The organism is Enterococcus sp. DIV2379 (assembly GCF_050542965.1).
Lineage (GTDB): Bacteria > Bacillota > Bacilli > Lactobacillales > Enterococcaceae > Enterococcus_D > Enterococcus_D entomosocium.
In genome coordinates, this window is sequence record NZ_CP172938.1 from 1,506,282 (window position 1) to 1,520,303 (window position 14,022).

At 43.1% G+C, this 14,022-nt stretch carries 13 protein-coding genes and 1 riboswitch; of the genes, 11 read left to right on the top strand and 2 right to left on the bottom strand.

The annotated features are described in order from the left end of the window. The first annotated feature begins 158 nt into the window (after nucleotides 1-158). Together IGI92_RS06960 and IGI92_RS06965 are read left to right on the top strand one after the other, a co-directional pair. On the top strand, nucleotides 159-860 hold the full coding sequence (locus tag IGI92_RS06960) for an ABC transporter ATP-binding protein (RefSeq protein WP_008381485.1): 702 nt from the start codon (nucleotides 159-161) through the stop codon (nucleotides 858-860). Then, on the top strand, nucleotides 861-4,283 hold the full coding sequence (locus tag IGI92_RS06965) for an FtsX-like permease family protein (RefSeq protein ID WP_430608362.1): 3,423 nt from the start codon (nucleotides 861-863) through the stop codon (nucleotides 4,281-4,283). It begins immediately after the preceding gene. 44 nt (nucleotides 4,284-4,327) lie between these two features. Here IGI92_RS06965 and IGI92_RS06970 read toward each other — a convergent pair whose 3' ends face one another. Beyond that, nucleotides 4,328-4,927, bottom strand: a complete 600-nt coding sequence (locus IGI92_RS06970) for an FUSC family protein (RefSeq protein ID WP_005236440.1) — start codon at nucleotides 4,925-4,927, stop codon at nucleotides 4,328-4,330. Nucleotides 4,928-5,025: 98 nt separating this feature from the next. On the opposite strand from IGI92_RS06970, the gene IGI92_RS06975 reads away from it, so the two are divergent. After that, nucleotides 5,026-5,988 carry an aromatic acid exporter family protein gene (locus IGI92_RS06975; RefSeq protein ID WP_086332307.1) on the top strand — a complete coding sequence of 321 codons (963 nt, stop codon included), beginning with the start codon at nucleotides 5,026-5,028 and terminating at the stop codon, nucleotides 5,986-5,988. Between the two features lie 32 nt (nucleotides 5,989-6,020). On the opposite strand, the gene IGI92_RS06980 is transcribed toward IGI92_RS06975, so the two are convergent. Then, a complete protein-coding gene (locus IGI92_RS06980) occupies nucleotides 6,021-6,977 on the bottom strand; it encodes a Gfo/Idh/MocA family protein (protein WP_016613320.1) in 957 nt (318 codons plus the stop codon). A 123-nt stretch (nucleotides 6,978-7,100) separates the two neighbouring features. Between IGI92_RS06980 and IGI92_RS06985 the strand changes: the two genes are divergently transcribed. The 8 genes from IGI92_RS06985 (at nucleotide 7,101) to purK (ending at nucleotide 14,020) form a co-directional block, all read left to right on the top strand. Next, entirely contained in the window at nucleotides 7,101-7,604 is a 504-nt protein-coding gene (locus IGI92_RS06985) for a hypothetical protein (RefSeq protein ID WP_061054010.1), read from the top strand. A gap of 32 nt (nucleotides 7,605-7,636) precedes the next feature. Further along, nucleotides 7,637-8,647, top strand: coding sequence for a M15 family metallopeptidase (locus tag IGI92_RS06990; protein ID WP_016613322.1), 1,011 nt, complete (start codon nucleotides 7,637-7,639; stop codon nucleotides 8,645-8,647). Further along, nucleotides 8,644-9,249, top strand: a complete 606-nt coding sequence (locus IGI92_RS06995; RefSeq protein WP_005236425.1) for a glycoside hydrolase family 73 protein — start codon at nucleotides 8,644-8,646, stop codon at nucleotides 9,247-9,249. The genes IGI92_RS06990 and IGI92_RS06995 overlap by 4 nt, the downstream gene beginning before the upstream one ends. A 20-nt stretch (nucleotides 9,250-9,269) precedes the next feature. Beyond that, on the top strand, nucleotides 9,270-9,947 hold the full coding sequence (locus IGI92_RS07000; RefSeq protein WP_008381475.1) for a hydrolase: 678 nt from the start codon (nucleotides 9,270-9,272) through the stop codon (nucleotides 9,945-9,947). 82 nt (nucleotides 9,948-10,029) lie between these two features. Continuing rightward, nucleotides 10,030-10,127, top strand: a riboswitch (purine riboswitch). Nucleotides 10,128-10,203: 76 nt separating this feature from the next. Next, nucleotides 10,204-10,785 (top strand): xanthine phosphoribosyltransferase, encoded by a 582-nt coding sequence (locus IGI92_RS07005; RefSeq protein WP_016613323.1) that lies wholly within the window; start codon nucleotides 10,204-10,206, stop codon nucleotides 10,783-10,785. Continuing rightward, the gene (locus tag IGI92_RS07010; protein WP_016613324.1) at nucleotides 10,785-12,089 is read left to right on the top strand and encodes a nucleobase:cation symporter-2 family protein; all 1,305 of its coding nucleotides are present in this window, start codon (nucleotides 10,785-10,787) and stop codon (nucleotides 12,087-12,089) included. Before IGI92_RS07005 ends, IGI92_RS07010 begins: the two co-directional genes overlap by 1 nt. Before the next feature lie 331 nt (nucleotides 12,090-12,420). Further along, a complete protein-coding gene (gene purE / locus IGI92_RS07015) occupies nucleotides 12,421-12,909 on the top strand; it encodes a 5-(carboxyamino)imidazole ribonucleotide mutase (RefSeq protein WP_005236418.1) in 489 nt (162 codons plus the stop codon). Further along, entirely contained in the window at nucleotides 12,893-14,020 is a 1,128-nt protein-coding gene (gene purK, locus IGI92_RS07020) for a 5-(carboxyamino)imidazole ribonucleotide synthase (RefSeq protein WP_016613325.1), read from the top strand. The genes purE and purK overlap by 17 nt, the downstream gene beginning before the upstream one ends. Nucleotides 14,021-14,022: the final 2 nt, after the last annotated feature.

The window sequence follows — 14,022 nt, forward strand, 5'->3', positions numbered from 1 at the left end:
TGTTTTGCTTTTGCCAATCTGGAACACTTTGAATAAATGACTTGTTTTTTAGCAGCACGACCTTGTGCTGCTTTTTTGCGGTTTCTTTCAAGGGAAAAAGTGTGATACACTGTTAAGCGAGAAAGCGCATGCGGCGCTGGAATTCTTGGAGGAATAAAATGAGTTATATTGAAGTAGTGAAAGAAGTGAAGAAATACACAATGGGCGATACGGTGATTGCTGCCAATGATGGCGTCTCTTTTTCCGTAGAGAAAGGCGAGATCGCGCTGATCCTTGGTCCTAGTGGCGCCGGTAAGTCCACCGTTTTGAACATACTAGGCGGGATGGATCAATGTGACAGCGGCCAAGTGATTGTCGATGGAACGGATATTGCTGGTTTTGATGCTAAACAACTAACGACCTATCGTCGCAAAGACGTCGGATTTGTCTTTCAATTTTACAATTTGGTGCCGAACTTGACGGCTAGAGAAAATGTGGAACTGTCGGCACAAATCGTACCCGAAGCACTTGATGCAGCTGAGATTTTGACCCAAGTTGGATTAGGTGATCGCTTGGATCACTTTCCTGCACAATTGTCTGGCGGTGAACAGCAAAGGGTCACGATTGCTCGTGCCATAGCCAAGAAGCCCAAACTGCTGCTTTGTGATGAACCAACTGGGGCACTTGACTATGAAACGGGAAAACAGATTTTGGCTATTTTAGAAAAAACAGCTCGCGAGACTGGGACGACCGTTTTGATCATTACACATAACAGCGCATTGGCTCCCATGGCTGATCGTGTGATCCATATCAATGATGCAAAGGTTCGCAAGATGGAAAAAAATACTCATCCGATTCCAATTGCCTCTATTTCTTGGTAAATGCCTATGAAAAAAACATTATTACGTTCCAGTTTACGTGAAATTAGGCAAGCACCCGGGCGGTTTTTGTCCATTTTAGGCATTATCTTTTTAGGAGTCGCTTTTTTTGTCGGGATCAGCGCCACCGGCCCTAATATGAAACAAGCTGCTGAAGATTACTTTTCTCGCCAACAATTAGCCGACCTTACAATTGCTTCAACTTTGGGGTTGTCGGATACCGATCGGCAAATCATTGAGGAAATGCCTGGCGTCACAGCGGTTGAGACGGAGCAGATCGCTGATATCAATGCCGAAAATCATCGTGCTGTGATTCGTGTCTTCTCTCTTTCAACTGATCGACCTGTCAATCAATATGAGGTGACTTCTGGTCGATTGCCGCAAAAATCAGGGGAAATCGCCTTAGATCAAGCGGCACAAAATAGTGGTGGTTTCGAATTAGATGAATCCTTTGAGTTGCCAGAAAGTGGCGAAAATCAATTAAAAACCCATACCTTCACGATCGTGGGCTTTGTCAATAGTCCTGAATATATTGAGAACTTTCATCGGGGGAACAGTACCGTTGGTAATGGGACAGTGGATTACTTTGCGGTGATTCCTGAGGAGGATTTTAAAGAAAGTGCGTACGCCCGATTTTTAGTTCGCTTTGATGACTTATCTCAAATGGAAAGCTATTCAGTGGCGTATCAGACGAAAAGAGATCAAATAAGTGCTGAAGTTGAGAAAAAGTTGGCTCCTCGGGCGCAAGGACGCAGACAAGAGCTGATCGATGAAGCACAACCAGCCATTGACGAAGCCAAAGAACAGATCCGCAACGGAGAAACGGCTCTGCAAGAAGCACAAAGGGAACTCGACGACGCACAAGAAAAATTAGCGCAGGCGCACCGGGAACTGACGGAACAAGAAGCAGCATTCCAAACAGAAATTCAAGCTGCCCAAGAGCAGTTGAATAGTGAAGCACAAAAAATAGCTGAGGGTAAGCAATCGTTGGCGGAAAACCAACGACTGCTAGATCAAAGCGAACAAGCGTTGCTTCAGCAAGAAGCCCAAGTAAAATCAGCCCAAGCCCAGTTAGCGTCCATTTCGGCACAAAAGTCAGAACTACAAAGTGGCATCCAACAAGTGGAGGAGCAACTTGCGCTGGCATACCAAGGCATGGATCAAATCAGAAGTGTGGGTCAACTTTCTGCAGAGGAGCAAATGGCCCAGCTGCCTACCGTCTATGCACAAGTAACAGCCGCTCTGGCACAGTTGAACCTATCGACAGATGTCCTTGGTCCGATTCCTGATCTGGAGGAAATCGATGAAACGATGATAGCTACTATGCTGACGGCAGCTGAAGATACATTGAATCCACTCATTGCTGAAGGTGAGCAACAACGTGCCCAATTAAGCGGACAACTGGCTGCAATCAATGAACAAGAAGTGCAACTTCAACGGGCGCAACAGCAAGTCAACGCTGGCTGGAGCCAGGTCAGTGCCGGACGCCAAGAATTGGCACAGGCTCAGACCCAGATCACTCAAGGAGAATCGCAGCTGAGTGTTGCTCGTGAGACTTTAGCTTCTGAGCAAGCTAATGGTCAGTCTTTGCTAGACAAGGGCTGGCTGGAATACCGAGAAAACGAAGCAACCCTTCAAGAAAAGCTAGCCGAATTTAAAGAAAGAGCACCAAAAGAACGCGAAAAGCTTGAAGATGTCAAAAAAGAAGTTGCGGAAAAAGAGCAGGAATTGTTGGAGCTAAAACCGGCAGTTTATCGTGTCGCGAACCGCGATGCGAATCCTGGTTATTCAGAATACCAAGACAATGCGGAACGCGTTTCTTCGTTAGCGACGATTTTTCCAGTCATTTTCTTTTTGATCGCAGCCTTAGTGAGTCTAACCACTATGACGCGGATGATCGATGAAAAACGCAGTGAGATCGGAACGTTGAAAGCATTAGGCTATCGTAACTGGGAGATTGGACAGAAATTTTTGCTTTATTCCTCTGCAGCAGGCATCACAGGTGCTGTATTGGGTCTAGCAGTCGGCTTTTCCTTTTTTCCAGCAATCATCATTCAAGCTTATGGACCGCTTTACAATCTCACGAAGTATGACACCCCATGGTATTTGCGGCTTTCATTGATTGCTGTGGGAGTCAGCTTGCTTTGCACCATCGGTATCGCGTTGCTGGTTTTACGTTTTGATTTAAGACAGTCATCGGCTTCATTGTTACGACCAAAGGCACCCAAAACAGGAAAACGAATTCTCTTAGAAAGAATCACCGTTATATGGCGGCACTTAAGTTTTATTCAAAAAGTTACAATGCGAAACCTGTTTCGCTACAAGTCCAGAATGCTCATGACCATCTTAGGGATCGCGGGATGTACCTCCATGATCTTGACCGGATTTGGTCTAAGAGATTCTATCAGCAATATCATTCCTTTACAGTTTGAGAAAATCTGGCAGTATCAGGCGGTGATCACCTTTGATGATGAGGATTCGGAAGCAATGAGTGAAACAAAAGTCGCCTCAGAAGATATTGAAGGCTTTGAATCAGGGTTATTCTTGCATACGGAAAGTCTGACGTTGGCTCAATCGGGGGTCACGCAGCAAGAAGTAACCGTCACCGTGCCAGAAGATCCTGCGGCTTTATCGAGATTTGTCCACTTGAATGATCGGGTTTCAGGAGAAGCTTACGAGCTAGAAGAAGAGGGCGCCATCATCAATGAAAAGCTTGCTAAGTTGTTTGGAGTATCGGTGGGTGATACGATAACGTTGACGAATGAAAGCGGCGAGGAATTTCAACTGAAGGTAGCTGCCATCGCAGAAAACTACACGGGGCATTTTGCTTATTTGACACCTGAAATGTACGAAAAAGTCTTTCAGGAAACGCCTTCTTACAACAGTGAATTATTGAAATTCAATCAGCACTTAAGTAAAACAGAAGAAGAAACGATCGCAGCTGACCTGATGGCACAAGACAATATAATCAATGTTTCCTTCCTTTCAGCTTCAGCAGATGCCTTGGATGACACGACAGCAACCTTGAACATCGTTATTTGGATCTTGATCTCGTCAGCAGGAGCATTAGCCTTTATCGTGTTGTATAACTTGAACAACATCAATATAGCGGAACGCATTCGAGAGTTGTCGACTATCAAAGTATTAGGCTTTTATGATCGAGAAGTGACGATGTACGTCTTTCGTGAGAATATCTTTTTAACGATTTTCGGTATTGGTTTTGGCTTGTTATTAGGGGTGCTTCAGCATCAATTTGTCTTACAGACCATCGAAGTTGATATCGCCATGTTTTCACCGACAGTCGAACCAATGAGCTATGTGTATGCAGCGGGATTGACCTGCTTGTTTTCAGGCGTGGTAGGGATCGCGATGTATTTCAAGTTGAAACATGTCAATATGATCGATGCCTTGAAAGCCAATGAGTAACAAAAACAGCCTTTTTTCAGAAGCATTCTGGAAAAAGGCTGTTTTTATTTTTCTTGTTTTTCTTGCTCAGAGATTTCCCCTTGGACTTCTTCTAGCATGGCTTTTAGTTCAAGCTCTTTTTGCCTTAGCACGACCAAATCTTCTTGAATCTCATCTTTTTTCTCTTCCTCAGGTGGTCGAATAACAAAATTGATTGACAGGGCAACTAAGGTACCGATAAAGGTATCAAGCACACGGTCCAATGCAAAGATGATCGATTCCCCTTGTGGGACACTGGAAGTGATCAACAGCATCGTCGCAATGGCAGAGATGATGCCAGAATTGTTATTGATGCCATCTGAAAAAACGATGACAAAGATGACCAGTGCGGGCAGGACAAACAATTCGATCAGAAAATCATTTTGAAAATATTGCTTCGTCAAAAAATAAAAAATGGCTGTACCGCCGCCGATCGTATTTCCTAACACCCGTGATTTCCCAAAAGAGATTGTTGTTGTCAGGTCTTGTCGCAATGAAAAGACAGCAGACAAGGCAGCAATCAAAGGCTGGCCGCGATCAAGGAAATGAAAGAGCAGAATACAAAGCATGACAGCGATGGCTGTTTTTATCGTTCGCATACCTAAGCGAAAACGCCCCATTTTCATGGTAGAATGCCCCCTTTACTTAATCATACCCAATGCTGTTGAGAAATTCTAGTCTTATTCCTCACAATTTAGTATACTTTTCAAAGGAGGTGACAAAAATGAAAATTGGATTGAGAACAGTGAAGACAGCAGTTGCTTCCGGTTTGTCCATGTTTCTTGCTCAGCAGATCGGTCTATTGTATGCACCAGCCGCAGGGATCATCGCAATTTTGAGTGTTGGGAATACAAAGAAAACCTCTCTCTTTACAGGAATCGGTCGCTTGGTTTCCTTGGCGATCGCGACGCTCCTAGCTTTTGTCAGCTTTCATCTTTTAGGCTTTGGTCCGCTGGGCTTTGTTCTTTTTCTCTTCCTATTTATTCCGACGGCAGTCTATTTCAAATTAACCGATGGGATCGTGGTCAATTCGGTCTTGGTGACCCATTATATGATGGAACGTTCTTTTGCTTGGCCATTGATTGGAAATGCTTTTTTGTTGATGAGTATTGGCATCGGCTTTGCACTTTTATTTAACTTGTATATGCCAGACGGCGAACGGGCATTGAAAGAAAAACAGCAGTTGGTGGAAGAAACGTTTAAAAGTCTTTTAAAAGACATGTCGATCGCGTTAACAGAAAAAGAAAAGGCGACGCTCCCTCATGTTTGCCAAGCATTGTTAGGAGAAATCAAGCAAGGCAAACAGCAAGCGATGGTTCATAGTGAAAACCAGTGGCGAGGAGAAGCCTCTTATTATGAAGAGTATTTCACCATGCGGCAAAGTCAAGCGCGCTTACTCTTGGAAATGGTTGATCTATTACAATTGTTTTGGGTAGAAGAAGCCTATACAAATGCGTTTCAAGAGCTGCTATCCTTTACCGCCCAGTCCTTTCATGAAAATAACGATGGAAAAGAGATCTTGGCAAAAATTGCAGCTTTATACGAAGATTATCGACAAAAACCATTGCCGCAAACAAGAGCAGAATTTGAAAATCGGGCCCAGCTGTTTCAGTTTCTGCAAACCTTTAAAAGTTTTATTGAAATCAAAGCCGACTTTTCTGAACAGATTCAGACGATGGAGCGCTAAAAAAAGACTCCTGCAAAGGAGTCTTTTCACTTTTACTGTTGTTCCCAAAAAGCTTGCATTTGATCAAGAACGTCAATGACATCGGTGGTCAAGTGGATTGATCCTTCGATATCGCCATTGATGGCTTTGATCATATTGGCAATTTCATAATTAAGGGCTTGATTACTGTCACCAGCTTCAATGACCTCATTTGACCCATCGCGGAAATGAATCATGGCTTTGTCCGCACGAGGATACTCATCCACCGTAATGTACCCTTCTTCAAAAGCAACGATACCTGTTTTAGGCATTTTCGCTTGGAAAGTCAGCGTGACACTAGCCATTTCATCAGCTGGATTTTGGAGGATCGTTACAGATTGTTCGTCTACACCAGTAGAGAAGGGCTTCATGCTGCTAAACGCCACTTCTGGCGTATCCGTCATGAAAAAGCGAGCAAATGAAACGGCATATGTGCCAATATCCAGTAACGCACCGCCACCTAAATCTGGGTTGAAGAAACGATTGGTGGGATCAGGATCTTTATAGCTGCCAAATGGTGCTTGGATCATTTTTAATTTTCCTAAGCGTCCAGCATCGATCTCTTCTTTCAAACGTGCATAAACCGGCATATTGAAGATCGTCATAGCTTCTTCTAAGATCAGATTTTTTTCTTTGGCTAAGGTCAATTCTTCAGCTAATTCATCGGCACTGGTCGTAATGGCTTTTTCACAGAGGACATGTTTTCCGGCCATTAGAGCTTTCATAATAAATTCGTGATGAAGATCATTAGGTACTGCAATGTACACAATATCAATTTGCGGATCTTCCAGCATAGCATCTGTGCTTTCATAAGCATGGGGGATAGCGTATTTTTCGGCAAAGGCCTGGACTTTTGGCAAACTGCGGGCGCTGACTCCATACAGTTCACTTGCTTCATTGGAAAAACCAGCGGCAAATTGCGTCGCGATGTCTCCAAGTCCAATCATTCCCCAACGGTATTTTTTCATCATTGATCATCTCCTTCATATTTAGTATAACAAAAGAAATGAATTCTTTAAAATAATCAAAAACAATCGCAAAAAGTTTCCATTACGGCTGACTTTCAGTAAAATATAGAAGAGGAGGGATAACATATGCATAATGTATCAATAGCCATTATTTTAAATACGATTATCGAGCAATACACATCAGAAAAACAGTTTTATGAGACACATTTAGGAATCACTGAGGAGCAATGGGAAGCTTGGAAAAACGGCACAATGAGTTTATCGCCTGCTGAAAATCAGAAAGTGAAACTGCTGTTTTCGGATTATGAATGGATGCTGATCCAAAAAATCATTCGCCAGACCGTCATTTATCCAGAAAAACGCAATCAAGCGGTCGTCGAGTTCAAAAAAATGAAAACCCAAATCGCCAGAACGTGGCTAGCTAGCGATTTAGCAAAAGTCGAATTGTTAACAGAATCTGAAGAAACAGCCCAATACCTTGATTTGAGAGTCAGTATTACGTATGATGAGTGGGGTTATGATGATATATTAAACTTCCGATTGCCCGCTGTTGTTCAGCAGCAGATCCGCAATGAAAAAATCGAGTTGTTAGAGTGGGTTAAAGAAAATCTGGAAGAAACTTATAATTAAAGGTAGGGTATTTTTTGAAAAAGTATTATGGAATGGCTGCGGCAGCAGGATTCTTGTTTTTGGTTCTCCTAACCATACAAGTGAATCGAGTGACCGCAGTCACCCCAATAAAGAATCTAAGTATCGCTCGTTCTACTACTCAAACAGTGACGAGCGCAACAACTGAATCCAGCAGTCAAACTTCGACGGAATACTCAGAGGATGCGCAAGAACAAGCAGCTGTTAGTGATGAAGTGAACGAAGATGATTTCCCAACTGTCTCATTGAATGATTGGTCATTGGCTCTGGTAGGACCAAAAAATAAAATCGTCAGCGAAATCGCGCAAGAAGATTTAGGGAAATTATCAAATGGCTACCTTGTGGACAAGCGAATCGTTTCGGCATACGAAGAACTAGCTGAGGCAGCAAAGGTGGCTGGACATCCTTTAGTCATGGTCTCTGCTTACCGTTCGGTAGAGTATCAACAGGAAATATTCGATGCCAATGTCAATAGCTTGATCCGCCAAGGGAATACAAAAGAAGAAGCAATTCGTATCACGAAACTGACCTTTACTGAACCGGGATATAGTGAGCACCATACCGGTCTTGCGATTGACGTAATCGATGAATACTGGTATCAAAATCATACAGGCGAACTTCTCAATGAGGGGTTCGGCGTTACAGACGGTGGAAAATGGCTACAAGCCCATGCGAGAGAGTATGGGTTCATCATCCGTTATCCGAAAGGGAAACATGACATTACCCAAATCGATTATGAACCATGGCATTTACGCTATGTAGGCGTCGAAGTGGCGACATATATTGAAGAACATGAGGTAACATTCGAAGAGTTTCTTGATGAGGCAAAAGAACACATCACTCGTAAAGAAGCAGAACTGTCGTATCACGAATTGGCAGATCCTTTGCAGGAGGACTGGATCTTTACTAATTCTCTTACTAGAAATCAAGAAAATAGTCAACGAGCACAAGAAGAGTTGTTGATGAGTGGAGGCGACTTGTTCGCTAAGAACGTGTTTAGTCAGACAAAGGAAGTGAAAAAATGAGCGCAAGACGAAAAAAACAGAAGACTCGTTTCCCATTAGTCTTTCTAGGGTTATTCTTAATTGGGATTGCTTTTATTTTTTCCTTAAATAGTTTGGCGGATCCTCTTCCGAAAGAGGAAGAAACAAATACTGAAGCGATCTCTCATGAAGAATTTATCGATCGCATTGCTCCTTACGCGCAAGAACTGCAAAAAGGCTATGGGATTTTACCAAGTATCATTATAGGTCAGGCGATTCTTGAATCAGATTGGGGCCAGAGTTCTCTAGCCAGCAAATACAATAATTTATTTGGCATCAAGTCATTTGGTCATTCAAAAAAGGTGACATTAGATACCCAAGAGTTTTATAATGGAGAATGGGTCACGATTCAAGGAGATTTTCGTGTCTATGATACTTGGGAAGAATCAATGGATGATCATACGATGTTGTTTGTAAATGGTGTTGATTGGAATCCTGCGCTTTATGTAGATGTCTTGACAGCAAACGACTACCGCAGTGCCGCACAAGCCTTACAAGATGCAGGGTATGCAACGGATCCAGATTATGCCAGCAAAATCATTCAAGTCATTGAAACCTACCAATTGAATCGATTTGATCAATAAGAAAAGAGAGTTGGCTGCTTATGGAAGAAAAATATATGCCAAAAATCACCACTGATTTACGCAAAGATATCGTCAAAGTGCCTAAAGTTATTCGAGAGGCTAGCGGCATTCAAATATTTGGGAAACAAATCCGCTCCATTATTTTTACTACGGATATTGCGATCATCCGTAATACAAATGCGGACGCTGTGATAGCGGTCTATCCTTTTACACCGCACCCAGCAATTACGAAAGCAATTATCGAAGCAGCAGATATTCCAGTGTTTTCTGGTGTCGGCGGCGGCTTGACCCAAGGATTCCGCTCTTCTTATATGAGCATGTTTGCTGAAGCTCAGGGATCGATCGGGGTCGTCTTAAACGGACCCACGCCATTGAAAACTGTGGAGCAAGTCTGTAAAGTCGTGGATATTCCCGTTATCAGTACCGTAACGAGTAAGTATACTGAAATTGATGCCAAACTTGAAGCTGGTGTGAAGGTCATCAATATCAGTGCCGGCAAGGACACAGCGGATACCGTGGCTTTCTTCCGTAAAAAATATCCGAAGCTGCCGATCATTGCAACGGGTGGTCCAACTGAGGAGAGCATCTTAGAAACGATTGAAGCAGGTGCGAATGCGATCACTTACACGCCGCCTTCCAACGGGGAGCTTTTCAGTAAAAAGATGGAGCACTATCGTGATATGGAGAAACCAGAGTAGCAAATGATCCACAAATGAGAATATTTTTATTTATAAAGGGCATTCCATGCTTGTGTTTTTAATCAAAGACAGGCATAATCGAATCTATCATTTAAAAATTACTTGTATATCGTCGAAATATGGTCGACAGTCTCTACCCGATACCGTAAATATCGGACTATAAGTAAAAATCGTGCCTGTTAGACACTTTTTTTGCTTTGGCAAAAAGAGTGTCTTTTTTTTCAGGATGGAATAGAAAGGAACGAGGAGAGCTAGGATGGATAAATTAGTTGAGCGTATCAAAACACACGGGAACGTCTTGGGTGAAGGGGTTCTCAAAGTGGACCAGTTTTTGACCCACCAAGTGGATTATGAGTTGATGAGAGAAATCGGTACAGTTTTTGCAGAACGATTTCAAGAAAGTGGGATCACCAAAGTAGTGACCATCGAAGCTTCAGGGATCGCACCAGCACTTTATACTGCAGAAAAGTTGCAGGTACCAATGATCTTTGCTCGAAAAGCAAAGAGTCTGACGATGGATGAAGAGTTGTTGACCGCATCGGTCTATTCCTTTACTAAGCAAGTGACCAGCCAAGTATCGATTTCTAAGAAATTCTTATCTTCAGATGATACGGTATTAATAATTGATGATTTCTTAGCAAACGGACAAGCTGCAAAAGGATTGATCGAATTGTGTCAGCAAGCAGGAGCAAAAGTCGTTGGCATTGGGATCGTAATTGAAAAATCATTCCAAACTGGTCGACAATTGCTTGAAGAAATGGGAATCCCCGTTGTTTCCTTAGCACGAATCGCCTCATTGTCGGAAGGCCAAGTTAGCTTTTTAGAAGGAGATGCCTAATGAAAGAGACGAATAGCCGTTCAGCAGTTTTAGGCTTGCAGCATTTGCTAGCGATGTATGCAGGAGCTGTTGCCGTCCCTTTGTTGATTGGAACAGGCCTCGGCTTTAATGAAGCGCAGATGACGTATTTGATCTCGATCGATATTTTCATGTGCGGAATCGCTACGCTTTTGCAATTAGTCGTCACCCGCTTTTTTGGGATCGGCCTACCAGTCGTTTTAGGTTGTGCCATCCAAGCTGTCTCCCCATTGATTTTGATTGGCACCAAATCAGGAATCAGTGCGATTTACGGAGCGATCATTGCTGCTGGGATTTTCATTGTCTTGATCGCCGGCATTTTTTCGAAAATCAAAGTTTTGTTCCCTCCATTGGTGACAGGAACGGTGATTACCGTCATCGGCTTGACCTTGATTCCAGTCGCCATCACCAAAATCGGTGGAGGGGATGCCGCAGCTGCTAACTTTGGTGATCCAACGAATTTATTGTTAGGCTTTGTGACGATTGCTCTGATCATTGGCGTGCAAGTGTTTGGCAAAGGCTTTATTCGCTCGATTGCCGTACTGATCGGTTTGATCGGTGGGACTATTTTAGCAGCATTATTAGGCTTGGTTGATCTTTCTGCCATCACTCATGCACCTGTGTTTCATTTGCCTCAGCCTTTTTATTTCGGTTTACCAACCTTTGATCTGTGGTCGATCGTCTTGATGATCATTATTTCCATCGTTAGTTTGGTAGAATCCACAGGCGTTTATTTTGCATTGGGAGACATTACTGAAAAACCGATTACAGGCAATGACTTAAAGCGCGGCTATCGTGCGGAGGGCTTGGCGGTGATCCTTGGTGGGATCTTCAATACGTTTCCTTATACTGGATTTTCACAAAACGTAGGTTTGGTTCAACTTTCAGGCATTAAGACTCGCCGTCCGATTTTCTTTTCAGCAATCTTTTTGATCGTATTAGGGTTGTTTCCAAAAGTCGGTGCCATCGCACAGATCATTCCAGAGGCAGTGCTTGGCGGCGGCATGTTAGTGATGTTTGGCATGGTGGCTGTTCAAGGGATGAGAATGCTGAGCAAAGTTGATTTTATGAATGACAAGAACTTGTTAGTGATTGCAGTATCAATCGGTTTTGGTTTAGGGTTCAATATGATGCCCACTTTATTCAGTCAAATGCCTGAAACCGTTCAAATGTTTACAGGCAATGGGATCGTCATGAGTAGTTTGACTGCCATTGTTTTGAATCTGTTCTTTAATGGGCTGCCGAAAGAAACAGACGAAGTGACGGAATTGCGCTTGCAACAGTAAGTTTATTTGATCCAGACGAGGATTTGTCTGGTTTTTTTGTATTGTTCCTTTATTTGTCTTATTATCGGATATCTGACGTGTTGAATACATATCTTTGAGATAAAAGCGAACAATGGAAAGTAAAATTTGTTAATAGTTCGAAAATATTTTGACATTGCTCGGGCAACTCGTTACTATTTAGAGGTGAAAGTGAATGTTAGCAGAGCCATGTGACTTTGGGATATCTCAGACGTAGCTTCAAAAGGTTGCTAACAAAATGATTTTCGTAAGAAAAATACTTCTGAGGTTTATTCAGAAGAGAATCGTAAAAAATCAGTGGAGGGAAAATTGAATGAAACCAGCAGTTGCAGTGATTATGGGAAGTCAATCAGATTGGGAAACAATGAAGGAGTGCTGCTTGATTTTAGATGAGTTAGCGATACCTTATCAGAAAAAAGTCGTTTCGGCACATCGTACACCAGATTTGATGTTCGAATTTGCAGAAACAGCCCGAGAAAAAGGGATTAAAGTCATTGTTGCAGGAGCGGGTGGCGCTGCCCATTTGCCGGGAATGGTGGCAGCTAAAACAACATTGCCGGTCATTGGTGTTCCCGTCCAATCACGCGCATTAAACGGTTTGGATTCCCTTTTATCGATCGTGCAAATGCCGGGTGGTGTACCAGTAGCAACAACGGCGATCGGAAAAGCTGGCGCAACTAACGCAGGACTACTTGCAGCCCAGATGCTTTCCATGTATGATTTAGAGATAGCGGAGAAATTAGACGCACGAAGAAATACATTAAAAGAAATCGTATTGGAAAGTAGTGATCAACTTGATTAAACCTTTAATGCCCAACGCAACGATCGGAATCGTTGGCGGAGGACAGCTAGGTCGTATGATGGCAATGAGTGCCAAAGAAATGGGCTTTCGGGTTGGCGTTTTAGACCCTACTGCCAATTGTCCAACAGCCCAAGTCGCTGATTGGCATATTGTTGCTGCCTATGATGATGTGTTTGCTTTAGAAGAAATGGCTCGACGTGCCGATGTAATCACCTATGAATTTGAAAATGTCAGTGTTGAAGCATTGAACTCTATTTTGCCTTACTCACATATCCCTCAAGGCACCGATCTGTTAGCAATCACTCAAGATCGTTTGTTAGAGAAGTCATTTTTAGAGGCAAACAATATCGTGATTGCACCTTATGCCACGATCATCAGCCCGACAGACATCCAAGATGCCATCGATAGCATTGGTTACCCTTGTGTATTAAAAACCACCAGAGGCGGCTATGACGGAAAAGGACAGCACGTGCTTTACAGTACGGCTGATTTGGCGCCTTCCATGAATTTACTTCGCGAAGGAACTTGCGAATTAGAAGCATGGATTCCTTTTGAAAAAGAATTATCGATTTTAGTTGCCGGCAATGGAGAAACCTTTACCACTTTCCCAGTGGTAGAAAACATCCACCGCAACAATATTTTGCATCAAACGATTGCTCCTGCGCGCATTGATCCAGAAGTTGCCGAAGAAGCCAAACGGATCGCTCATATTATTGCGAAGGCATTGGATCTGCAAGGCGTTTTAGCCATCGAAATGTTCCTGACCAAAAGCGGCGGCTTGTATGTCAATGAATTGGCGCCACGTCCGCATAATTCGGGTCACTATTCGATCGAAGCTTGTTCCATGAGTCAGTTTGACGCTCATATCCGCGGCATCTGTGGCTGGCCGTTGCCGGAAGTTTCTTTGCTTTCACCTGCAGTCATGGTCAATGTCTTAGGAGATGAATTGACAGAAACCTATGAGTTGATTGCCACAAAACCTGCTTGGCAATTTCATTACTATGGCAAAGAAGAAGCAAAAACCGGTCGCAAAATGGGACATATCACTATTTTGACGGAAGATATTGCAGAAACCACTGAAGAAATCTATCAAACCAATATTTGGGATTAAAG

Bases quoted from the DNA above. Each gene is read 5' to 3' on its own strand.
- IGI92_RS06960 (WP_008381485.1), top strand. From the start codon at position 159: ATGAGTTATATTGAAGTAGTGAAAGAAGTGAAGAAATACACAATGGGC.
- IGI92_RS06965 (WP_430608362.1), top strand. From the start codon at position 861: ATGCCTATGAAAAAAACATTATTACGTTCCAGTTTACGTGAAATTAGG.
- IGI92_RS06970 (WP_005236440.1), bottom strand. From the start codon at position 4,927: ATGAAAATGGGGCGTTTTCGCTTAGGTATGCGAACGATAAAAACAGCC.
- IGI92_RS06975 (WP_086332307.1), top strand. From the start codon at position 5,026: ATGAAAATTGGATTGAGAACAGTGAAGACAGCAGTTGCTTCCGGTTTG.
- IGI92_RS06980 (WP_016613320.1), bottom strand. From the start codon at position 6,977: ATGATGAAAAAATACCGTTGGGGAATGATTGGACTTGGAGACATCGCG.
- IGI92_RS06985 (WP_061054010.1), top strand. From the start codon at position 7,101: ATGCATAATGTATCAATAGCCATTATTTTAAATACGATTATCGAGCAA.
- IGI92_RS06990 (WP_016613322.1), top strand. From the start codon at position 7,637: ATGGCTGCGGCAGCAGGATTCTTGTTTTTGGTTCTCCTAACCATACAA.
- IGI92_RS06995 (WP_005236425.1), top strand. From the start codon at position 8,644: ATGAGCGCAAGACGAAAAAAACAGAAGACTCGTTTCCCATTAGTCTTT.
- IGI92_RS07000 (WP_008381475.1), top strand. From the start codon at position 9,270: ATGGAAGAAAAATATATGCCAAAAATCACCACTGATTTACGCAAAGAT.
- IGI92_RS07005 (WP_016613323.1), top strand. From the start codon at position 10,204: ATGGATAAATTAGTTGAGCGTATCAAAACACACGGGAACGTCTTGGGT.
- IGI92_RS07010 (WP_016613324.1), top strand. From the start codon at position 10,785: ATGAAAGAGACGAATAGCCGTTCAGCAGTTTTAGGCTTGCAGCATTTG.
- purE (WP_005236418.1), top strand. From the start codon at position 12,421: ATGAAACCAGCAGTTGCAGTGATTATGGGAAGTCAATCAGATTGGGAA.